Annotated in this window: 18 protein-coding genes; 9 read left to right on the plus strand and 9 right to left on the minus strand. The window is 62.3% G+C overall.

The window, feature by feature from the left end:
• Window positions 1-56 precede the first annotated feature (56 nt).
• From PFLCHA0_RS28035 to PFLCHA0_RS28065, 8 genes are all read left to right on the plus strand, one after another.
• A complete protein-coding gene (locus PFLCHA0_RS28035) occupies window positions 57-851 on the plus strand; it encodes a carbon-nitrogen hydrolase family protein (RefSeq protein ID WP_011063847.1) in 795 nt (264 codons plus the stop codon).
• 48 nt (window positions 852-899) lie between these two features.
• The gene (pqqF, locus tag PFLCHA0_RS28040; protein WP_015637262.1) at window positions 900-3,362 is read left to right on the plus strand and encodes a pyrroloquinoline quinone biosynthesis protein PqqF; all 2,463 of its coding nucleotides are present in this window, start codon (window positions 900-902) and stop codon (window positions 3,360-3,362) included.
• A gap of 156 nt (window positions 3,363-3,518) precedes the next feature.
• A complete protein-coding gene (pqqA, locus tag PFLCHA0_RS31480) occupies window positions 3,519-3,593 on the plus strand; it encodes a pyrroloquinoline quinone precursor peptide PqqA (RefSeq protein ID WP_003194766.1) in 75 nt (24 codons plus the stop codon).
• Window positions 3,594-3,697: 104 nt separating this feature from the next.
• Window positions 3,698-4,609 carry a pyrroloquinoline quinone biosynthesis protein PqqB gene (gene pqqB / locus PFLCHA0_RS28045; RefSeq protein ID WP_011063849.1) on the plus strand — a complete coding sequence of 304 codons (912 nt, stop codon included), beginning with the start codon at window positions 3,698-3,700 and terminating at the stop codon, window positions 4,607-4,609.
• A gap of 92 nt (window positions 4,610-4,701) precedes the next feature.
• Window positions 4,702-5,454, plus strand: a complete 753-nt coding sequence (gene pqqC / locus PFLCHA0_RS28050; RefSeq protein ID WP_011063850.1) for a pyrroloquinoline-quinone synthase PqqC — start codon at window positions 4,702-4,704, stop codon at window positions 5,452-5,454.
• Window positions 5,451-5,726 carry a pyrroloquinoline quinone biosynthesis peptide chaperone PqqD gene (pqqD, locus tag PFLCHA0_RS28055; protein ID WP_011063851.1) on the plus strand — a complete coding sequence of 92 codons (276 nt, stop codon included), beginning with the start codon at window positions 5,451-5,453 and terminating at the stop codon, window positions 5,724-5,726. Before pqqC ends, pqqD begins: the two co-directional genes overlap by 4 nt.
• Entirely contained in the window at window positions 5,698-6,867 is a 1,170-nt protein-coding gene (gene pqqE / locus PFLCHA0_RS28060) for a pyrroloquinoline quinone biosynthesis protein PqqE (RefSeq protein WP_019094523.1), read from the plus strand. Before pqqD ends, pqqE begins: the two co-directional genes overlap by 29 nt.
• Window positions 6,833-8,665, plus strand: coding sequence for a S9 family peptidase (locus tag PFLCHA0_RS28065; RefSeq protein ID WP_015637264.1), 1,833 nt, complete (start codon window positions 6,833-6,835; stop codon window positions 8,663-8,665). The genes pqqE and PFLCHA0_RS28065 overlap by 35 nt, the downstream gene beginning before the upstream one ends.
• A 36-nt stretch (window positions 8,666-8,701) precedes the next feature.
• Here the strand turns inward: PFLCHA0_RS28065 and PFLCHA0_RS31485 are convergent, their stop codons facing one another.
• From PFLCHA0_RS31485 to PFLCHA0_RS28085, 4 genes are all read right to left on the minus strand, one after another.
• The gene (locus tag PFLCHA0_RS31485; RefSeq protein WP_011063854.1) at window positions 8,702-8,860 is read right to left on the minus strand and encodes a YqaE/Pmp3 family membrane protein; all 159 of its coding nucleotides are present in this window, start codon (window positions 8,858-8,860) and stop codon (window positions 8,702-8,704) included.
• Between the two features lie 297 nt (window positions 8,861-9,157).
• Window positions 9,158-9,883 carry a type 1 glutamine amidotransferase gene (locus tag PFLCHA0_RS28075; RefSeq protein WP_015637265.1) on the minus strand — a complete coding sequence of 242 codons (726 nt, stop codon included), beginning with the start codon at window positions 9,881-9,883 and terminating at the stop codon, window positions 9,158-9,160.
• Window positions 9,883-11,166 (minus strand): aspartate aminotransferase family protein, encoded by a 1,284-nt coding sequence (locus tag PFLCHA0_RS28080; protein ID WP_015637266.1) that lies wholly within the window; start codon window positions 11,164-11,166, stop codon window positions 9,883-9,885. Before PFLCHA0_RS28080 ends, PFLCHA0_RS28075 begins: the two co-directional genes overlap by 1 nt.
• Window positions 11,163-11,861: an MOSC domain-containing protein gene (locus PFLCHA0_RS28085; RefSeq protein ID WP_015637267.1), complete on the minus strand. Its 699-nt coding sequence runs from the start codon at window positions 11,859-11,861 to the stop codon at window positions 11,163-11,165. The genes PFLCHA0_RS28080 and PFLCHA0_RS28085 overlap by 4 nt, the downstream gene beginning before the upstream one ends.
• Window positions 11,862-11,963: 102 nt before the next feature.
• Between PFLCHA0_RS28085 and PFLCHA0_RS28090 the strand changes: the two genes are divergently transcribed.
• Window positions 11,964-12,893: a LysR family transcriptional regulator gene (locus PFLCHA0_RS28090; protein ID WP_011063858.1), complete on the plus strand. Its 930-nt coding sequence runs from the start codon at window positions 11,964-11,966 to the stop codon at window positions 12,891-12,893.
• A 237-nt stretch (window positions 12,894-13,130) separates the two neighbouring features.
• Here PFLCHA0_RS28090 and PFLCHA0_RS28095 read toward each other — a convergent pair whose 3' ends face one another.
• The 5 genes from PFLCHA0_RS28095 to PFLCHA0_RS28115 all read right to left on the minus strand — a co-directional run bounded on the left by PFLCHA0_RS28095 (window position 13,131) and on the right by PFLCHA0_RS28115 (window position 20,892).
• On the minus strand, window positions 13,131-14,909 hold the full coding sequence (locus tag PFLCHA0_RS28095; protein ID WP_015637268.1) for an acyl-CoA dehydrogenase C-terminal domain-containing protein: 1,779 nt from the start codon (window positions 14,907-14,909) through the stop codon (window positions 13,131-13,133).
• A gap of 183 nt (window positions 14,910-15,092) precedes the next feature.
• Window positions 15,093-16,889 (minus strand): acyl-CoA dehydrogenase C-terminal domain-containing protein, encoded by a 1,797-nt coding sequence (locus PFLCHA0_RS28100; protein WP_011063860.1) that lies wholly within the window; start codon window positions 16,887-16,889, stop codon window positions 15,093-15,095.
• A 91-nt stretch (window positions 16,890-16,980) separates the two neighbouring features.
• Entirely contained in the window at window positions 16,981-18,273 is a 1,293-nt protein-coding gene (locus PFLCHA0_RS28105; RefSeq protein ID WP_011063861.1) for a GGDEF domain-containing protein, read from the minus strand.
• A 220-nt stretch (window positions 18,274-18,493) separates the two neighbouring features.
• Window positions 18,494-20,299: a phenylacyl-CoA dehydrogenase gene (locus PFLCHA0_RS28110; protein WP_015637270.1), complete on the minus strand. Its 1,806-nt coding sequence runs from the start codon at window positions 20,297-20,299 to the stop codon at window positions 18,494-18,496.
• A gap of 296 nt (window positions 20,300-20,595) precedes the next feature.
• Window positions 20,596-20,892 carry a hypothetical protein gene (locus tag PFLCHA0_RS28115; RefSeq protein ID WP_015637271.1) on the minus strand — a complete coding sequence of 99 codons (297 nt, stop codon included), beginning with the start codon at window positions 20,890-20,892 and terminating at the stop codon, window positions 20,596-20,598.
• Window positions 20,893-20,991 lie beyond the last annotated feature (99 nt).

Raw genomic sequence — 20,991 nt, forward strand, 5'->3', positions numbered from 1 at the left:
ACGAACCTGCGACAGCGGCTACAGTGGCCGGTCTGTCAGTGAGTGGAGTGAAGACCATGCGCGTCGCCCTGTATCAGTGCCCGCCACGGCCGCTGGATGTGGCCGGCAACCTGCAACGCCTGCATCAGGTGGCCATGGAGGCCACCGATGCCGATCTGTTGGTGCTGCCGGAGATGTTTCTCAGCGGCTACAACATCGGCCTGGAAGCGGTGGGCGCTCTGGCCGAGGCCCAGGACGGCCCTTCGGCCCAGCGCATCGCCGCCATCGCCCAGGCCGCCGGCACGGCGATCCTCTATGGCTACCCGGAGCGCAGTGTCGACGGCCAGATCTACAACGCCGTGCAGTTGATCGACGCCCAGGGGCAGCGCCTGTGCAACTACCGCAAGACCCACCTGTTCGGTGACCTCGACCATTCGATGTTCAGCGCCGGCGAAGATGACTTTCCGCTGGTGGAACTGGACGGCTGGAAACTCGGCTTTCTGATCTGCTACGACATCGAGTTCCCGGAGAATGCACGACGCCTGGCCCTGGCAGGCGCGGAGCTGATTCTGGTGCCGACCGCCAACATGATCCCCTACGACTTCGTCGCCGACGTGACGATCCGTGCCCGGGCCTTCGAGAACCAGTGCTACGTGGCCTATGCCAACTACTGCGGCCATGAAGAACAGATCCGCTATTGCGGCCAGAGCAGCATCGCCGCCCCCGACGGCAGCCGGATTGCCCTGGCCGGTCTCGACGAGGCCCTGATCATCGGCACCCTGGACCGCCAACTGATGGGCGAATCCCGGGCGCTCAACCGCTACCTGTCCGATCGCCGCCCCGAGCTTTACGACGACCTGAGCAAGCGCTGATCCGGGGATATCCGCTAGCATGAGCGCTTCTCTGTTCTGGAAGTGCTCATGCCCGCGCCGAATCACCCTCTGCCCCCACTGGAGACCCTGGCCAACGGCCTGCGGGTTTCCCTGCGTCATGCTCCCCATTTGAAACGCTGCGCCGCGACATTGCGCGTCGCCGCCGGCAGCCACGATGTGCCGCTGGCCTGGCCGGGCCTGGCGCACTTTCTGGAACACCTGCTGTTTCTCGGGACCGAGCGCTTTCCTGTCGAACAGGGGCTGATGGCCTATGTACGGGCCCAGGGCGGGCAACTGAACGCGCGAACCTGCGAACGTGCCACCGAGTTCTTTTTCGAGCTGCCGGCCAGCGCCTTTGCCGGTGGCCTGGAACGTCTGTGCGAGATGCTCGCTCAACCGCGCATGAGCCTGGAGGACCAACACCGGGAGCGGGAAGTCCTACACGCGGAGTTCATCGCCTGGTCCCGGGATGCGACAGCGCAGCGTCAGTTCGCACTGTTTGACGGTCTTCATGCCGCGCACCCGCTAAGGGCCTTCCATGCCGGCAACCGCTACAGCCTGAACCTGCCCAATAACGCCTTCCAGCAGGCCTTGCAGCAGTTCCATCGCGAGTATTACCAGGCCGGGCAAATGGTCTTGAGCCTCGCCGGCCCGCAGCCACTGGAGGAGCTCCGAGCCCTGGCGGAACGCTACGGCAGTTGCCTGCCGAGCGGTCAACACCTTGAGCAGACAGCGCCTCCCGCCCTAATGACCACGGGCAACCAGACTTACCAACAACTCAGCGGCCAGCGGCTGGACCTGCTGTTTGCTCTAGAGCGGCTGCCCGCGGGCGCTACTGCCGCTGTGGATTTTCTCTGCACCTGGCTGCAATCGGCCAAGCCCGGCGGGTTGCTGGCGGAACTCCAGCAGCGCCAACTGGCTCACAGCCTCAAGGCAACGCTCCTGTATGAGTTCGCCGGCCAGGCCCTGCTGCACCTGGAGTTCGATCTGACCAGCGTGGCGGCATCAGCCCCGGTTCAGGTACGCGAGCTGCTGACAGAGTGGCTGGGGTTCTTCAGTGCCCAGGCCGACTGGGCACCGTTGCGCGAAGAATATGTCTTGCTGCAACAGCGCCAGATCGAAGTTGCCAGCGCCCTGGAACTGTCCCGACGCGACAGCCGCCAAGCTGCCGATGGGCTGGATGAGTCGGGGCTGGCCGCCCTCAAGCAGGTGCTCAAGCAGTTGCAACCCCAGGCTGTGGAGCACTTCAGCCACGACTGGCGCCTGCCTCCTGCCAACCCCTTTCTACGCAGCACGATCGAGGCACCACGGGCCGGGTTGATTCGCGGGCAGACCAGCGCTCATCGCGGGCTGCGCACCTTTGCCCAGGATCGCTCCCGGGGCCGCAAGGAAAGCTCGGCCCTGAGCTTCAGCCAGGCGCTGCCAGCAGATCCTTCTGGTAGCGCCCTGACTCTGCGCTGGCAACTGGCCTCGCCTGCTCCGATGGGCTTGCATGCCCGGTTGCTGCGCAGCCTGGCGACATTGCGCGACGATGCCCGCCAGGCCGGCGTAGAGCTGATTTTCACCTCTTGTGGCAAAGACTGGCTGCTGAAACTGCACGGTTTGCCGTCCCCCATGCCCGCAGTACTACTGCAAGCATTGAAAGCCCTGGGACGACCTGCCGAGTCGTTCTGGCAGGAGCAGGCAAGCGTCAATGCTGAAGCGCCCCTGCTGACGATCCGCCAATTGCTCAAGGCATTCAGCGAACAGCCACAGCCCGACAGCCCGGCCCAGCCCGACCCAGAGGCCTTGCAAGCACTCTGGGCCAGCGCTCGCTGGGACGGACTGGGCCTGGCGCTGCCAGCCGCCATCCAGGAAGCCTTGAGCCGAACCCTGCAACAGATGCCCGGCACAGCGGACGCCACCCTCTGCCGGCCGGTGCCAGCAGGCACCGGCCAGCAGTGGCAGAACCTGCCCGGGAGTGCCGGTGAGCATGCCCTGCTGCTGTTCTATCCCGTGCCCAGCGCCAGCCTTGCCGATGAAGCCGCATGGCGCCTGCTCGGCCAGCTCTGCCAGACCCCGTTCTATCAGCGCCTGCGGGTTGAGCTGCAACTGGGCTATGGCGTCTTCAGTGCCGTTCGCCAGCGCAACGGCCGGACGGGTCTGTTGTTCGGCGTGCAATCCCCCGGCGCGACAGTCACCGAGATACTTCAGCACATCGCACAATTCCTTGAGCACCTGCCCGAACAACTCCAGGCACTCGACGAGCCCAGCTGGAATGATCAGCAACAGGCCCTGGCTCAACAGTTGCAGCCCGCGACCCTGCCCCTGGACCAGGCCATGGAGCTGTTGTGGCAGGCAAAACTGGCCGGCCACTCGTCGGATTACCTGCCGCAGTTGCAAGGCTGCATAGAGGCCCTGACGCCCGCCATCGTGATCCAGGCCGCCCGCCAACTCAGAGAGGCTGCCGGCGGCTGCAGCGCGCTGGCCAACAGGCCGTGCCCGGGTACACCCTGGCAAGTGGCAGAATGATCATTACCAGCGCTGCAATGAGCTTTCTTCAGAATTGCGGGCAACCTTCCGCGGGAATTTAGTAAGATAGCCTCCTAAGCATCTGAACATCTCCCGCCGGAGGTGGACTATATGTATAGGCAACACCCGTCCCACCCACCTCAAAGGAGCAATTTTATGACCTGGTCCAAACCTGCTTACACCGACCTGCGTATCGGCTTCGAAGTCACCATGTACTTCGCCAGCCGCTAATTTCTGCCTCTGGCCAGAAACGCAGCGCAACGCCTCGGCCCGTCCGGGGCGTTTTTATTTTCAGTTCTCCGTCCTTTTTTCAGTCTTGAGCCCAGGGAGCGTCCATGTTTGTCCAGATTCTAGGTTCCGCCGCCGGCGGTGGTTTTCCGCAGTGGAACTGCAACTGTGTGAACTGCGCCGGATTTCGCGACGGTAGCCTGCGGGCCCAGGCGCGCACTCAATCGTCCATCGCGATTTCCGATGACGGGGTGAACTGGGTGCTGTGCAACGCCTCTCCGGATATCCGCGCGCAGTTGCAAAGCTTCGCCCCCATGCAACCGGGCCGCGCACTGCGGGACACCGGCATCGGCGCCATCATCCTCATGGACAGCCAGATCGACCACACCACCGGCCTGCTCAGCCTGCGTGAAGGCTGCCCGCACCAGGTCTGGTGCACCGACATGGTCCATGAAGACCTGAGCACCGGTTTCCCGCTGTTCAAGATGCTCAGCCACTGGAACGGCGGCCTGAGCTGGAACCGCATCGAGCTGGACCAGAGCTTCAGCATCCCCGCCTGCCCCAACCTGCGCTTCACGCCGCTGCCCCTGCGCAGCGCAGCGCCGCCCTATTCGCCCCACCGTTTCGACCCGCACCCGGGGGACAACATCGGCCTGATCGTCGAAGACCTGCGCAGCGGCGGCAAACTCTTCTACGCGCCGGGCCTGGGCAAGGTCGACGCGCCACTCCTGGAGATCATGGCCGCCAGCGATGTGCTGCTGGTGGACGGCACCCTGTGGGAAGACGATGAAATGCAGCGTCGTGGCGTGGGCACCCGTACCGGCCGGGAAATGGGCCACCTGGCGCAGAACGGCCCCGGCGGCATGCTCGAAGTGCTGGAACAGTTGCCCCGCCAGCGCAAGGTGCTGATACATATCAACAACACCAACCCGATCCTCGATGAAGACTCCGCCGAACGTGCCGAACTGGTACGCCGAAAGGTGGAAGTGGCTTACGACGGAATGAGTATTGAGCTGTAGGGCGAATCGCCCACAAGCTCGCCCCACGAGCCTTGGCCCCTTTGCGTAGGAGCGGGCTTGCCCGCGAAAGGGCTGCCCCCCGGAGAACACACATGACCGACACCCCGCTGTCCGCCGCCGAATTCGAGCAGGCACTGCGCGCCAAAGGCGCCTACTACCACATCCATCACCCTTATCACGTGGCGATGTATGAAGGCCGGGCGACCCGCGAGCAGATCCAGGGCTGGGTCGCCAACCGCTTCTATTACCAGGTGAACATCCCCATGAAGGACGCGGCGATCCTCGCCAACTGTCCGGACCGGGAGATTCGCCGCGAATGGATCCAGCGCCTGCTGGACCATGACGGCGCCCCGGGCGAGGACGGCGGCATCGAGGCCTGGCTGCGCCTGGGCCAGGCCGTGGGCCTGGACCCGGACCAGTTGCGCTCCCAGGAACTGGTGCTGCCCGGTGTGCGCTTTGCCGTGGACGCCTATGTCAATTTTGCTCGCCGGGCCAGTTGGCAGGAGGCGGCCAGCAGCTCGCTGACCGAACTGTTCGCGCCGCAAATCCACCAGTCGCGCCTGGACAGCTGGCCCCAGCATTACCCATGGATCGACCCCACTGGCTACGAGTACTTCCGCACCCGCCTGGGCCAGGCCCGCCGTGATGTCGAGCACGGCCTGGCGATCACCCTGCAGCACTACACCACCCGTGCCGGCCAGGAACGCATGCTGGAAATTCTCCAGTTCAAACTGGACATCCTTTGGAGCATGCTCGACGCCATGAGCATGGCCTATGAACTGAACCGCCCGCCCTATCACAGCGTCACCGATCAGCGGGTCTGGCATAAGGGGATCACCCTATGAGTTTCGACCGCAGTAAAACCCCACGCTGGCGCCCCGGCTACCGCTTCCAGTATGAACCGGCGCAAAAGGGCCACGTCCTGCTGTACCCCGAGGGCATGATCAAGCTCAACGACAGTGCCGCCCTGATTGGCGGCCTGATCGATGGCGAACGTGACGTGGCGGCGATCATCAGCGAGCTGGAAATCCAGTTCCCGGGGGTGGCCGAGCTCGGTGAAGATATCGAGCAGTTCATGGAGGTCGCCCGTGCTCAGCACTGGATCGAACTCGCCTGAACCGGCGGTTCTGCCCGGCAAACCGGAAGTTGGCCTGCCGCTGTGGCTGCTGGCCGAGCTGACCTACCGTTGCCCGCTGCAGTGCCCCTACTGCTCCAACCCCCTGGACTTCGCCGAGCAGGGCAAGGAGCTGAGCACCGAGCAGTGGATCAAGGTATTTCGCGAAGCGCGGGAAATGGGTGCAGCGCAGCTGGGTTTCTCCGGCGGCGAGCCGCTGGTGCGCCAGGACCTGGCCGAACTGATCGGCGAGGCGCGCAAGCTGGGCTTCTATACCAACCTGATCACCTCCGGCATCGGCCTCACCGAGCAGAAGATCAGCGACTTCAAGAAAGCCGGCCTGGACCATATCCAGATCAGCTTCCAGGCCAGCGACGAACAGGTGAACAACCTGCTGGCCGGTTCGAAAAAAGCCTTCGCGCAGAAGCTGGAAATGGCCCGTGCGGTCAAGGCCCATGGCTATCCGATGGTGCTGAACTTCGTCACCCACCGGCACAACATCGACAAGATCGACCGCATCATCGAGCTGTGCATCGCACTGGAAGCCGATTTCGTCGAGCTCGCCACCTGCCAGTTCTACGGCTGGGCCCAGCTCAACCGCGTGGGCCTGCTGCCGACCAAGGAGCAACTGGTGCGCGCCGAGCGCATCACCAACGAATACCGCGCCAGGCTGGAAGCCCAAGGGCATCCCTGCAAGCTGATCTTCGTCACTCCGGACTACTACGAGGAGCGCCCCAAGGCCTGCATGAACGGCTGGGGCAGCATCTTCCTCACCGTGACTCCGGACGGCACCGCACTGCCTTGCCACGGCGCGCGGCAGATGCCGGTGCAGTTCCCCAATGTGCGCGACCACAGCATGCAGCACATCTGGTACGACTCATTCGGTTTCAACCGCTTTCGCGGGTACGACTGGATGCCCGAACCCTGCCGCTCCTGCGACGAGAAGGAAAAGGACTTCGGCGGCTGCCGCTGCCAGGCCTTCATGCTCACCGGAGATGCCAGCAATGCCGATCCGGTGTGCAGCAAATCGCCACACCATGGGATGATCCTCCAGGCCCGTGAAGAATCTGAAACGGCCACCCACACCATCGAGCAACTGGCTTTTCGCAATGAACGAAACTCCCGCCTCATCGCCAAGGGTTGAGCCCTTCAGCGCCAGCCAGGCCACTACGGCCGGGGTCGACTTTGCTGAACTGCAACTGACGACCCACGGCCTGTTCTGGAATGAATATCGTCCCGAGGACGGCCGCTGTCGGATCTGGCAGTGGCATCAGGGCCAGGCCCAGTGCCTGACGCCAACCGGCTTCAGCGTGCGCAGCAGGGTCTATGAATACGGTGGTGGCGCCTTCTGCCTCAGCGATGATGCCCTGCTGTTCGTCAACGAGGCGGACCAGCAGCTGTATCGCCAGCCCCTGGCCGGTGGAGCGCCCAGCGCCTTGACTCAAGGCACGTGCCGCTACGGTGACCTGCGATACCACTCTGGCCAGGTGCTGGCCGTCGAGGAGTGCGCCGAGCAACACCAACTGGTGAGCATTGACAGCGTCACCGGTCAACGCCGGCTACTGGCTGCCGGGGCCGACTTCTATGCCGCTCCTACCCTCAGCCCCGATGGTCTGCGCCTGGCCTGGATCGAGTGGGACCGGCCCCATCAACCTTGGACCAGCACCCGCCTGATGCTTGCTGAGCGCCTGGGCAACGGGACCTGGGGGGATCCCCGCTGCGTGGCGGGCGATGGCGAGCCAGAGTCACTGCAACAGCCGCGCTTCGACCAGCACGATCATCTGTATTGCCTCAGCGATCGCGGCGGTTTCTGGCAACCCTGGACCGAGTCGAGCGATGGTTTGCGGCCGTTGCCCAGCACCGCCGCGGACCATGCCCCGGCGCCTTGGCAACTGGGAAGTTGCACCTGGCTGCCCCTGGGCGGCGATGCCTGGTTTGGCAGCTGGACCGAGCAGGGTTTTGGCCGCCTCGGGCTGCGTCAGGACGACGGTTTCCAGCAGGACTTTAGCGGCAACTACAGCCGCTTCCGCAGCCTGGCGCTGGACCAGCACTACCTGTACTGCATCGCGGCCTCGCCTATCAGCCCCTCGGCCGTTATCGCCATAGACCGCAAGACCCGGCAGGTCCAAGTCCTGGCGGGAGGGATTGCCCCTCTGCCGGCGGAACGCATCAGCCGCCCGCAGACCCTGTGCTACCCCAGCGGCGACGGCCAGGCCCATGGTTTCTTCTACCCGGCCATGAACGGTGTCAACCGGCCGCCCCTGGTGGTGTTCATCCACGGCGGCCCGACTTCGGCCTGTTACCCGATACTCGACCCGCGTATCCAGTTCTGGACCCAGCGCGGCTTTGCCGTGGCCGACCTGAACTACCGCGGCAGCACCGGATATGGTCGGGCCTATCGCCAGGCCCTGCACCTGCGCTGGGGCGAGGTGGATGTGCAAGACGCCTGCGCCGTGGTGGCCCACCTGGATGAGCAGGGGCTGATCGATCCGCAACAGGCATTCATACGCGGCGGCAGCTCGGGGGGCTACACCACCCTCTGCGCCCTGGCCTTCGCCAAGGTCTTCTGCGCCGGAGCCAGCCTCTACGGAGTCAGTGATCCGATCAGCCTGGCCCGCGCCACCCACAAGTTCGAAGGCGACTACCTGGACTGGCTGATCGGCGATCCTGAACGCGACAGCGAACGTTATCTGGCCCGTACTCCCCTGGCCCACGCCAGCAGCATCGGCGTGCCGGTGGTGTTTTTCCAGGGCGAGCAGGATGCGGTGGTGGTGCCCAAGCAGACCCGCGACATGCTCAAGGCGCTACAGGACCAGGGCATCGCCGCCGAGGCCCACTACTATCCCGATGAGCGCCACGGCTTTCGCAAGGCCAGCAACCAGGCCCACGCCCTGGAGCAGGAGTGGCGGTTTTACCGCCGAGTGCTGCAGGCACAGCACTGATCAGCTAATGCCCGTTCCCCTGGAACGGGCAGACCATCAGCGTTTGGCGATGATGTACACCGCATGCACGATCCCCGGAATGTAGCCGCACAGGGTCAGCAGGATGTTCAGCCAGAAAGCGCCGCCAAACCCCACTTGCAGGAAGACCCCCAGGGGCGGCAAGAGAATGGCGAAGATGATGCGGATCAAGTCCATGGGCAGCTCCTGATAACAATCGGCTCGAATGAGCCTTACCTGCAATCGACCTTGGCCATACGCCAGGGTTCAGAGCGATTCGAGGCCGCGCAGCCACTCGGGCGAGGATCTGGAGGCCATGTTCCTGCACCACGCTCAACAGCTTGAGGGCCATGGCGCCCGTACAACGAGCCGGTACTTGAAGGAGGTTGCAAGAACAAAGAGGGGGTTTGAAAAAACTGGAGATAAAAAAACGCCCCGTGCGAAAAATCGGACACGGGGCGATGCGTTATACCGCGAGACGGTTCAGGAAGTCAGTCAACGTAAGGTCGCATGTGGCCCGGAAAGGTAATCCAGCACCCGGAACAGAGTGGGTGCCAAACCACTGCAATGCGGGATTCCGGCGAGAATCGCCTGTTGATCCTCGACGCTATCGGGCTCGGCGCTGTGTTCAGCGCTCAGCCAACCGTTGGGGCGCGCCTGCAAAAGTGCCTCGATGCTGTGCAGGTCGCTCTGCAACAGGCATTGCAAGCCGATGGCCCGCTCCTGCCAGATAAAGCCCTGTTGATCGCAGGCCGCCGAGCGATAGAGCGGCAACGCGCCCTTGGGCAGATCGAAGCTTTCGCCGTGCCAATGAAAGGCCATCAGACGTTCCGGCAAGGCCAGCCCCAGAGGCGAGTCCTGGGCATTGGGGTACTTTTCCACAGGCCACCAGCCAATCTCCCGCGCTGCACTGGGGCGAACCTGCGCCCCCAGCGCCTGCGCCAGGAGCTGGCCACCCAGGCCGATGCCCAGCACGCGCTTGCCGGCAGACAGGGCCTTGCGCAACAGGCGTTTTTCCGCAGCCAGCCACGGAGTCTGGGCCTCGTCGTGCACACTCATGGGCCCACCCAGAGCGATCAGCAGGTCGAAACTGTCGAGCCGCGGCAAACGTGCCTGGGCGTACAGATGGCAGATGTGCACGGCGCTCGCCCGCTCCAGCAGCCACTGGTTGATCCGCCCCGGCCCGGAGGCAGGCGAATGTTGCAGGATCAGTACACGCATCAGACGGCCACTCCCTTGCGACAGTGCAATTGCGCCGTGCGCACCCGGGAAAAAGCCCGAGCCAGGCGCAGGAGCATCTCGTCGATATTGCCTTTGCTGACACTCAATGCCGGGGTAAAACGCAGGCAGTCCGGTTGCGGCGCGCTGAGCAGCAAGCCTTCATGCAAGGCAGCCTTGACCACCGCGTCGGCGGACTCATCCGCCAGGGTCATGCCCCAGAACAAACCCTGCCCCCGCACTTGGCCCTGGGCATACCGGCTCGCCAGGCGGGTCAGTTCCTGCCCCAGGTACTGGCCGTTATGGCGCGCCTGCTGGAGAAAGCCATGCTCCTGCAAGCTGTCCAGAACCGCCAGGCCGGCCGAGGTCATCAGCGCATTGCCATGGTGAGTGCCATCCAGCTCGCCCGCCTCGAAACAGCAGGCCTTGCCCCGTGCCAGCAACGCCGCCAGTGGCACGCCACCGCCGAGCCCCTTGCCCAGAGCGATGATGTCGGCACGCACGCCATACAGCTGTTCGGCCAGCAGGGTGCCGCAGCGGCCGATGCCAGTCTGGACCTCATCGAGAATCAGCAGGATGCCCAGTTCACGGCACAGGCGCTCGACACCCTTGAGGTAATGCTCGGTCGCCGGAATGACACCAGCCTCACTCTGGATCGGCTCCAGCATGATCGCCACGGTTTGCGCATCCACCGCCGCGTGCAAAGCCGGCAGATCGTTGAACGGCACCTGGCTGAAACCCGGCAGCCCGGGGCCGAAACGATTGCCCGGAGCGCCGCTGCCAGCCGCCGACAACGCAGCAAAGCCACGACCATGGCAGCTCTGGCTGGCAGTGATGATGCCAGCCGCGCCGCCACGATGCAGTTGCCCCCATTTACGCGCCAGCTTGATTGCGGCCTCGCAAGCTTCAGTGCCGCTGCTCAGCAGGTAGGCCTGGTCGCTGCCGGTGCTGCGGCACAGGCGATCGGCCAGCTTGAGCATGCCACGGTTGTAGAACCCGGAACCCGGGTTGATCAGCGACTGCGCCTGCTCGGCAAGCGCGGCGACCAGGACCGACGGGCTGTGGCCAAGACTGTTGGCGGCCCCGGCCTGGGTGAAGTCCAGGTAAGTACGGTCTTCACTGTCCCACAGCCAAGAGCCCTGGCCGCGCACGAAGACCGGTTGGGGACGCTGCACACTGGGCATCAGGCACTCGCTGGAAAAGGCCGGGGCCGAAGCGTTTGCATAGGGCTCGGCGGCCAAATCTTCCAGGCTCGGCACAGTGCGGCGCAGGTTGAACAGATTCATGCCCGCAGGCCCTCCAGCGGCAGCCCCAGCAGGCGCGCGGACCAGTCTTCAACCCGGCCAGTACGCATGCGCTTGATAGCGATATCACGCCAGCGCGAGGAAAGCGCCGGGCAATCAATGAGGGTTTTCAAGCCAGCATGCTCCAGAGGTTCCTGGAAAAAACAGCGCAGGGCCCAGGCCACGGTGAGGCCGGGGTAACTGCGCTGAATCAGTTCAAAGGGTTCATCCGCTTGTACGAAACCTGGCTTGAGGACCCGGTAAAACCAGCCGCAACGACCATTGTCCTGGGCCTGTTGCGGCAGATTGGCCAGGCCCCAGCGATGGCTCAGGCGATAGCAGGGCGAACGCGGCTGGCTGACCTGCAATAGCGCACCGCCCCAGCGAAACAGATCGCCCAGGCACACCTGTTCTTCGGTGAGGCCATGGGTGGACAGGTTTTCACCGAAGGCCGGCGCGCACCAGGCGAACTGTGGGTAACGTTTGCGCCAGTGGTCATAGTGTTCAGCGGGGTAATGATGCAAGGCGCGCTCGGGACCGGTGTGAAAGCGCGGATCGCCGTGCTCATCGCTGCCCAGGCCTTGTGGCCACAACCAGAGTCGGTTGGCAACCGGGTACTTGTCAGTGTCGCTGACCAGACCCTGGCCGAGATTTTTTGCCTTGCCTATGTAAACACCATCGACGTAAACGGTATTCATCGCCCTTCGTGGCCCTGTAAGCCTTGTGAATAGGCGCTAGACTAGGCCCCTCCGGGGCTTCGGGCCATTTCGTTTTTTAAGCTTTTTCGATAAGAAATACTTATGGATTTTAAGCAACTGCGTTATTTCGTCGCGGTGTATGAAGAAGGTCATGTGGGACGTGCCGCCGAACGGCTGTCGATCTCGCAACCGGCGCTTTCCCAGCAGATCCGCCAGCTGGAACAGAACCTCGACGTCAGCCTGTTCGAGCGCAGCAGTAAACGCCTGTTGCCGACACTGGCGGCGCATACGCTGTACAACCACGCCCTGCCCCTGCTCGACGGCTTGCAACAGGCCCGCGAGGCCTTGCGCAACTTCAAGGGCCAGGCGCTGCGCACCTTGGCGATCGGCGTACTGCAAACCGTGCATACCAGCCTGGTGCCGCAGATGCTTGAGCGTGTACGCAAGGCCCAGCCCCATCTTGTGGTGCAGATCTATGAATTGACCGGCCTGGAGATCGAAAGACGCCTGCTCAATGGCTCGCTGGATATCGGCATCAGCTACTTGCCGCCACGCCAGCCAGGTCTGCATGGGGTACCGCTGTACGAAGATGAACTGACTCTGGTCATCCCGGAGCAGCATCCGCTGCGCGAGTTCAAGAAGGTCTCCATGAGCCAGGCAGCAGAGTTGCCGATGCTGTTGTTGGGAGAGGAGTTCCAGATCCGCCAGATCTGGCAGGCTCAACTGGCCAATCTGGGGCGGCGCCCGCAGGTGCAGGCGGAGCTGAACAACATGGCCGGGATTCTCGACAGCCTGCCCCATACACGGCTGGCCACCGTGCTTCCCGGGCGCTCCCAACAGCAGCACGGCAACAAGGAACTGTTGTGGAAACCGCTGAGCGAGCCCAGGGTGCCGCTAAAGGTGGGGTTGGTCTGCCGGGATCTGCAGCGTCAACAGGGGACGCTGGAGCTGCTGCGCAGCTTGTTGGAAGACTCGATGAATGCGCAGGAGCCGCGCCTGGGGGGAACTTCCGCCGTGGAGGTGCCGGGATAAGCCTGCCAAAATAAAAAACCCGGACAAAAGAAAACCCCGCCGAAGCGGGGCTTTGCAGACTGTTTCCCTGACATCCTTTTCACTCCACCATCCTGGCGGAATCCTACGTGTCCGTGTTGTTGCTTTGCGCTTCCTGCGCGACGTCCATGTGAAGTAGATTAGCTTCAGCCGTCATCTACCGATATGGACGATCAGCAGCACGTTATGTAAGAGATGACTTACAAACGCCCTTGCTGGTTAAAACTGCTCAGCCTGCAACAGGAACAGCGATTCGCTACCGGCCTTGACCGAGGCGCTAAGCGAGTGGATACGCGGCAGCAGGCGGGCGAAGTAGAACCGCGCCGTCCCCAGTTTGCTGGCATAGAAGTCGTCTTCCTGCTCCTTGCCCAACGCAGCCTTGGCCATCAGTGCCCACATGTAGGCGTAGGCGGTGTAGCCAAATACCTGCAGGTATTCCACCGACGCTGCCCCGATTTCGTTGGGGTTGCTGGCGGACCGGTCCAATACCCAGGCGGTCAGCTCATCCAGATTGTCCAGCGCCGCGTTCAGCGGGCGGGTGAACTCCCCCCATTGCTCATCCGCCGTAGCGGTGAAATGGCGGATCTCGTCGGCAAACAGCTTATAGAACGCACCGCCGCTCCCGACGATCTTGCGTCCCACCAGATCCAGAGCCTGGATACCGTTGGTGCCCTCGTAAATCTGGGTAATCCGTACATCGCGTACCAGTTGTTCCTGGCCCCACTCACGGATATAGCCGTGGCCGCCGAAGATCTGCTGGCCATGAACCGTGGTTTCCAGACCCAGGTCGGTCAGGAAAGCCTTGGCCACCGGGGTCAGCAAAGCCACCAGGCTTTCCGCGCGCTTGCGGGTATCCGGATCTTCGCTGAACTTGGCGGTATCCAATTGCATCGCCACATAGGTGGAAAATGCCCGGCCGCCTTCGTTTGCAGCCTTCATGGTCAGCAGCATGCGCCGCACATCCGGGTGCACAATGATCGGGTCGGCTACCTTGTCCTTGGCTTGCGGGCCGGTAGGCGAGCGGCTCTGCAGGCGATCACGGGCATATTCAATAGCGTTCTGGTAGGAACGCTCGCCAGTGGCCAGCCCCTGGATACCTACCCCCAAACGCTCGTAGTTCATCATGGTGAACATGGCCGCCAGGCCCTTGTTCGGTTCACCCACCAGGTAACCGATGGCCTGATCGAAGTTCATCACGCACGTGGCCGAAGCCTGGATGCCCATCTTGTGCTCGATCGAACCACAGGTCACCGGGTTGCGCTCGCCCAGGCTGCCATCGGCATTGACCATGAACTTGGGCACCAGGAACAGGGAAATACCCTTGGGACCAGCCGGCGCATCCGGCAGCTTGGCCAGCACCAGGTGAATGATGTTTTCCGTCAGGTCGTGCTCACCACCGGTAATGAAGATCTTGGTTCCGCTGATGGCATAGGAACCGTCGGCCCGAGGCTCGGCCTTGGTGCGGATAATCCCCAGATCGGTACCGGCATGGGGCTCGGTCAGGCACATGGAGCCTGCCCAGACACCGGCATACATGTTCGGCAGGTAGGTGGCTTTCAGCTCTTCGCTGGCATGGGCGTTGATCGACAGGCAGGCCCCGGCAGTCAGCATCGGGTACAGGCCAAAGGCCAGGCTCGCGGAGTTGACCATTTCCTCGACCTGGGCCGATACCGCCTTGGGCATGCCCATGCCGCCGAACTCGGGATCGCCACCCACACCGACCCAACCACCTTCGGCGTAGGTCTGATAGGCCTGTGGGAAACCTTCAGGGGTGGTCACCTCGGTGTTGTCCCAGTGGCAACCTTCCTCGTCGGCACCGCGACTCAGCGGAGCAATGCTTCTGGCGGTGACTTTGCCCGCTTCCTCCAGAATCGCCTCGACCGTCTCGACATCCACAGTCTCAGCCAGAGCCGGCAACTGGGCCCAGAGTTTGGCGACCTCGAAAACTTCATTGAGGACGAAGCGCATATCGCGCAAGGGCGCTTTGTAGTCAGCCATGGCAAACCTCGCAAGAACTAAAAAAGCGGGCCGAAACGGACCCATTTAGAAAACCAGAGTGTACCCGAACAACTTTTGCGACACATAGGGTCAACTAGTGACCTTTATGTAATTTTTAGTCACAGATATTCCCAAGCACGAAAAAACCCGCAGCAGCGGGCTTTGTTCGTGCCGCCCTAGCAGTTACAAGGCGAACAACTGCGCGGGAAGTTTCATCAGGCAATCACTGCCGGCCTCGATGGCCGCCCGATGAGCCCCCGTACGGGGCAGCAGGCGCTTGAAATAGAACTCGCAGGTGATCAGCTTGGCGGTGGCGAAGTCCTGGTCGCCCTGCCCGGCGTCCAGTTGCTGCTGGGCGACCAGAGCCATGCGCAACCAGAAATAGGCCAGGACGATGTAGCCGCTGTACATCAGGTAATCCAAGGCCGCGGCCCCCACTTCGTCGGGGTTGTTCATGGCTGCCATGCCGACCTTGGTGGTCAACTCGCCCCACTGACGGTTCAAGGCATCGAGTTGCGCGACATAAGCCTGGAGCTGCGGATGCTCGGCATGCGCGCTGCAGAACTTGTGCACAATCCGGGTAAAGCCCAGCAGCAGCTTGCCCTGGCTGCCCAGCACCTTGCGGCCCAGCAGGTCCAGGGCCTGGATGCCATTGGTACCTTCATAGATCGGCGCAATGCGGCAATCACGTACCAACTGCTCCATGCCCCATTCGCGAATAAACCCATGACCGCCGAACACCTGCATGCCGTGGTTGGTCACTTCCAGCCCGGTCTCGGTCATGAAGGCCTTGCAGATCGGGGTGAGGAACGCCAGGAGGTTCTCGGCGTCCTGGCGCTGGGCTTCATCGCGGCTCAGATGCGCCACATCCAGCAACTGGGCGGTGAAGTAGGCCAGGGCCCGGTTGCCTTCGTTGAACGCCTTCATGGTCAGCAGCATGCGCCGCACATCAGGGTGGACGATGATCGGGTCCGCCGCCTTGTCCGGAGACTTGGGGCCGGTCAGCGACCGCATCTGCAAACGATCGTTGGCGTATCTGATCGCCCCCTGGAAGCTGGTTTCACCCAGACACAGGCCCTGCATTCCGGTCCCCAGGCGGGCGTGGTTCATCATGGTGAACATGCAGTTCAGGCCTTTGTTGGCCTGACCAATCAGAAAGCCCCTGGCACCGTCGAAGTTCAGTACACAGGTCGCGGACGCCTTGATCCCCATCTTGTGCTCGATGGAGCCGCAGCTCACGCCATTGCGCTCGCCGGCCTCACCTGCCGCATCCGGCAGGAACTTGGGCACGATGAACAGCGAAATACCCTTGGTTCCGGCCGGCGCGTCCGGCAGCTTGGCCAACACCAGGTGAACGATGTTCTCGCTCATGTCATGCTCGCCGGCGGAGATGAAGATCTTGCTCCCCGTCACCGCATAGCTGCCGTCTGCCTGGGGCACCGCGCGAGTCTTGATGATGCCAAGATCAGTGCCGCAATGGGCTTCGGTCAGGCACATGGTGCCGGTCCATTGCCCGGCGGTGAGCTTGCCCAGGTACAACTGCTTCTGTTCCGCGCTGCCATGGGCATGAATAGCCGACATGGCACCGTGGGTCAGGCCCGGGTACATGCCCCAGGAGGTGTTGCTGGAGCCCACCATCTCGCTGATCACCAGCCCCAGCGAGTGGGGCAGTCCCTGGCCGCCATAGGCCGGATCGGCGGCCAACCCGTGCCAGCCGCCTTCAACGTACTGGGCGAAGGCCTGCTTGAAGCCCTTGGGCGTGGTGACCACGCCGTTATCAAAGTGGCAACCTTCCTCGTCACCGGAACGGTTCAACGGGGCCAGGACGTTTTCGCAGAATTTCGCGCCTTCCTCGAGGATGGCACTGACCATGTCCGGACTGGCGTCAGTGGCCCCCAACGCCGCGTAACTGGCATGAAAGTCGAAGACGTGATCGATCAGAAAGCGCATGTCGCGCAAGGGGGCTTGATACTCGGGCATGGTGGTTTCTCCGGCAGCAGATCAGACCAACCTACTGCCGCCGCCCTCAGCCTGCCAATGACTGTGCAGGCGCTGAATGCGCCATCATCACTCAACCCGCAGCTGTATCCATGCGCACCGCACCGCGGCGGTTCTGCCCGAATGCAATGACACAGTTACGCCCCGCCCCCTTGGCGCTGTAGAGCGCCTGGTCTGCAGCCTTGAGCACTTCCTCCGGAGTCCGGTGCTCTGCCAGCCGCTCGGCGACGCCGATACTGATGGTCACCGAGACACTGGACGCGGCAGCGACACCGCGACGCTGGCGACCCTGCTGGTCGTCCTGAGGGCGGTTGTCCTGATTACGCAGTTGAATGTTGTAGGTGGCGATGATCTCGCGAATCATCTCCAGATGCGGCATGCATTCGTCCATGGTCTTGCCGGCGAACACCACGGCAAACTCCTCGCCTCCGTAACGGTAGGCCCGGCCGCCCCCGGTGACTTTCGAGAGCTTGCTGGCCACCAGGCGCAACACCTGGTCGCCCACATCGTGCCCGTGGGTGTCATTGAATTTCTTGAAGTGATCGACGTCGGTCATCGCCAGCACATAGTTGCGCCCCAGGCGCTGCATGCGCTCGTTAAGCGCCCGGCGTCCCGGCAGGCCGGTCAGTTCGTCGCGGAACGCCATCTGGTAGGCCTCGTGGGCGACAGCAGCAGCGATCATCAGCATCACCTGGCTGCACATGATGTTCAGGGTGAACGGCAGGATGAAGGTCTTGGGCAGCATCCAGAACAGCCCCAGAAGCCCCACCAGCTGCGCCGCGTGCAGCGGACGCGGGCTGCGCCAGTACTGGATCGCCAGCAGCAGGAAGGCTGCGAAGAACACTGGATACGACAACTGGATCAAACTCATCCAACTGCCATGCAGGGCCGGCCAGCGGATCTCCGCCAACCAGTTCAGCAGAGCCTGCGGGTAACTCTGCTCGAGCCCCAGAGCCACACTGCCGAAGGCCAGCAGCACGGCAAAACGCGCCACCATGTCCTGGAACAGGTGCGTGCGCTCCTGCCAGGCAGCGAACAGTCCGAACAACAGCGGCAGCAACAGGCAGCAGAGATGGAACACCACCGCCGCGTCCTCCCGGACCCTGCCGTTGTCCCGGTAGTAGTCGGTCTGGGTGTCCAGCAGGAAATAGGCGATGTACACAGTGACCATCAAAAACAGTTCGCGCTGGCGCCGATATACCGCGCAATACGCCCCGCCCAGCAACAGCACCAAGGTTGGCAGCACGTTGAACAGCGAGGTGAAGAAGACGTTGAGGTCCTTGACGTAGGCGGCCGCCAGCCCCGCAAGCAGAAGCAGTAAAGACGGTACAAAGTGACTGAAACGTACAGCGAAAGAACGCGGCAAGGGTAAAACTCCGACCCGGCTGATCAATGAATGGCATTGTGCCTTCATTTGTTGAAGTTAAGCACACGCGGTGTGATGGACATCACATTGCCATCTCTTTAACGGCAGGAAATCGCTTCTGCTTAGCGATTTAGTCGGGAATTTTCATGAAGATTCTGCGGGCATAAAAAAACCGCTCGCTCCAAGGGGCGAACGGCTTTTCGAACCACTGCGGTCGGGCTTAGTAAGCCAGGCCGAAGTCTTCTTCCTTCATGTCCATCAGGTTGTTGGCACCCGAAAGCATGGTTGCAACGTGAGTGCGGGTACGCGGCAGGATGCGCTGGAAGTAGAAACGCGCGGTCTGCAGCTTGGCGGTGTAGAAAGCCTCTTCGGTGGTGCCGGCTGCCAGCTTTTCAGCCGCCAGGCGTGCCATGTCGGCCCAGAAGTAGGCCAGGCAGGCATAACCGGAGTACATCAGGTAGTCCACGGAGGCCGCGCCGACTTCTTCGCGATCTTTCATGGCAGCCATACCGACCTTCATGGTCAGCTCGCCCCATTCTTTGTTCAGTGCAGCCAGAGGTGCGACGAATTCCTTGACGGCTTCGTTGCCTTCGTTGTTCTGGCAGAACTTGTGGACGATCTTGGTAAAGCCTTTCAGAGCCTCGCCCTGAGTCATCAGCACTTTACGGCCCAGCAGGTCGAGTGCCTGGATACCGGTGGTGCCTTCGTACAGCATCGAGATACGGCTGTCGCGAACGTTCTGCTCCATGCCCCACTCGGCGATGAAGCCGTGGCCGCCATAGATCTGCACACCGTGGTTGGCGGATTCAAAACCAACTTCAGTCATGAACGCCTTGGCGATCGGAGTCATGAACGCCAGCAGTGCGTCGGCTTTCTTCTTCTCTTCTTCATCCACACCGTACTTGACGATATCGACCTGCTTGGCAGTGAAGTAGACCATTGCCCGGTTGCCTTCGGCGAAGGCCTTCATGGTCAGCAGCATGCGGCGCACGTCAGGGTGCACGATGATCGGGTCGGCAGCCTTGTCCGGCGCTTTCGGGCCAGTCAGGGAGCGCATTTGCAGGCGATCGCGAGCGTACTTCAGGCCGCCCTGGAAGCCGATTTCGGCATGGGCCAGGCCTTGCAGAGCGGTACCCAGGCGCGCGGTGTTCATAAAGGTGAACATGCAGTTCAGGCCTTTGTTCGCCGGGCCGATGAGGAAACCGGTGGCCGCGTCGAAGTTCATCACGCAGGTGGCGTTACCGTGGATCCCCATCTTGTGCTCCAGGGAACCACAGCTCACGGCGTTGCGCTGACCTACGCTGCCATCAGCGTTAGGCAGGAACTTGGGCACGATGAACAGCGAAATACCCTTGGTACCGGCCGGTGCGTCCGGCAGGCGCGCCAGAACGATGTGGACGATGTTGTCGGCCATATCGTGTTCACCGGCAGAGATGAAGATCTTGGTGCCAGTGACTTTGTAGGAACCATCGGCCTGAGGTTCGGCCTTGGTGCGCAGCATGCCCAGGTCGGTGCCGCAGTGCGGCTCGGTCAGGCACATGGTGCCGGTCCATTCTCCGGACACCAGCTTGGTCAGGTAGGCCTCTTGCTGCTCGGCAGTACCGTGCTCGGAAATGGTGTTCATCGCGCCATGGGACAGGCCAGGGTACATGCCCCACGACCAGTTGGCTTCGCCAACCATTTCGCTGACCGCCAGGCCCAGGGATTCAGGCAGGCCCTGACCACCGTGCTCAACGTCGTGAGCCAGGCTTGGCCAGCCGCCTTCGACGAATTGCTTGTAGGCTTCCTTGAAGCCGGTAGGGGTCTTAACGCCGGATTCACTCCAGGTGCAACCTTCCAGGTCGCCCACACGGTTCAGCGGAGCCAGCACCTGCTCACAAAACTTGGCACCTTCCTCGAGAATGGCGTCAACCATGTCCGGAGTGGCGTCCTGGCAAGCCGGGAGGCTCTGATAATGCGCCTCATAGCCGAGCAGCTCGTCACGAACGAAGCGAATATCACGCAAGGGGGCCTTGTAGTCAGGCATAGCGATAAACCTCTGCTGATGTAACCGGGAATGAACAACCGCGTTGAGTTTTTATAGCGGTCAAACAGTTGTTTGAAACATACGTTTACGCCCAAATCTTGTCAAGCGTCGCGCCAATGCCTTTCGTCATCGAAACAAAATGCATACGCAGGCGAACACCCACGGCACTGCCATGAAGTGTAGAAGCCGACGCACCGGCAATCAGTCAGGGAAAGGAATCAGCGAGAGCCGCTATCAACAGAAAAGGCATGAAAAAGCCCGGTCTCTTTGGGAGGCCGGGCTTTTGCAGAGGGTAATCAGGCGTAGGTATCGATCAGGGTGCCGAGGACTTCATCCGAGGCCTTGGCGACATTGACGCCCAGTTCTGCCTGGATCTTGCCCATGGACATATCCACCATGCTGCTGGCCAGATCCGATTCCTGGCTGCGATCCACAGCGCGCAGGCGGTCAACCTGGACATCCGACGACTGGCTGCCGGCAGAGCGTTCAACTGCAGTGCTGGCAATCTGGCCGGCGGCTTGATCGACGCGATTCTGCCCGGTCTGGATAGCGTTCAGCCCGGCGTAGAAAGCGGTGTTCCCGGAGATTTGCATGGGAGAACTCGACCTTGAGAATGAGTGACAGGTGTCATTGAAGCAGACCCGTCAAGAAAACACCCGTCAAAAACACTAATGGCAATATGCCTTGCAATA

The sequence above is a fragment of the Pseudomonas protegens CHA0 genome (assembly GCF_000397205.1).
Taxonomy (GTDB): Bacteria; Pseudomonadota; Gammaproteobacteria; order Pseudomonadales; family Pseudomonadaceae; genus Aquipseudomonas; species Aquipseudomonas protegens.

What these genes read in the sequence shown, in the direction of transcription:
- PFLCHA0_RS31485 (WP_011063854.1), bottom strand. Translation starts at nt 8,860, where the DNA reads ATGGACTTGATCCGCATCATCTTCGCCATTCTCTTGCCGCCCCTGGGG.
- PFLCHA0_RS28080 (WP_015637266.1), bottom strand. Translation starts at nt 11,166, where the DNA reads ATGAATCTGTTCAACCTGCGCCGCACTGTGCCGAGCCTGGAAGATTTG.
- PFLCHA0_RS28065 (WP_015637264.1), top strand. Translation starts at nt 6,833, where the DNA reads ATGAACGAAACTCCCGCCTCATCGCCAAGGGTTGAGCCCTTCAGCGCC.
- PFLCHA0_RS28090 (WP_011063858.1), top strand. Translation starts at nt 11,964, where the DNA reads ATGGATTTTAAGCAACTGCGTTATTTCGTCGCGGTGTATGAAGAAGGT.
- PFLCHA0_RS28110 (WP_015637270.1), bottom strand. Translation starts at nt 20,299, where the DNA reads ATGCCTGACTACAAGGCCCCCTTGCGTGATATTCGCTTCGTTCGTGAC.
- pqqC (WP_011063850.1), top strand. Translation starts at nt 4,702, where the DNA reads ATGACCGACACCCCGCTGTCCGCCGCCGAATTCGAGCAGGCACTGCGC.
- pqqD (WP_011063851.1), top strand. Translation starts at nt 5,451, where the DNA reads ATGAGTTTCGACCGCAGTAAAACCCCACGCTGGCGCCCCGGCTACCGC.
- pqqF (WP_015637262.1), top strand. Translation starts at nt 900, where the DNA reads ATGCCCGCGCCGAATCACCCTCTGCCCCCACTGGAGACCCTGGCCAAC.
- PFLCHA0_RS28095 (WP_015637268.1), bottom strand. Translation starts at nt 14,909, where the DNA reads ATGGCTGACTACAAAGCGCCCTTGCGCGATATGCGCTTCGTCCTCAAT.
- PFLCHA0_RS28115 (WP_015637271.1), bottom strand. Translation starts at nt 20,892, where the DNA reads ATGCAAATCTCCGGGAACACCGCTTTCTACGCCGGGCTGAACGCTATC.
- PFLCHA0_RS28085 (WP_015637267.1), bottom strand. Translation starts at nt 11,861, where the DNA reads ATGAATACCGTTTACGTCGATGGTGTTTACATAGGCAAGGCAAAAAAT.
- PFLCHA0_RS28075 (WP_015637265.1), bottom strand. Translation starts at nt 9,883, where the DNA reads ATGCGTGTACTGATCCTGCAACATTCGCCTGCCTCCGGGCCGGGGCGG.
- pqqB (WP_011063849.1), top strand. Translation starts at nt 3,698, where the DNA reads ATGTTTGTCCAGATTCTAGGTTCCGCCGCCGGCGGTGGTTTTCCGCAG.
- PFLCHA0_RS28035 (WP_011063847.1), top strand. Translation starts at nt 57, where the DNA reads ATGCGCGTCGCCCTGTATCAGTGCCCGCCACGGCCGCTGGATGTGGCC.
- PFLCHA0_RS28100 (WP_011063860.1), bottom strand. Translation starts at nt 16,889, where the DNA reads ATGCCCGAGTATCAAGCCCCCTTGCGCGACATGCGCTTTCTGATCGAT.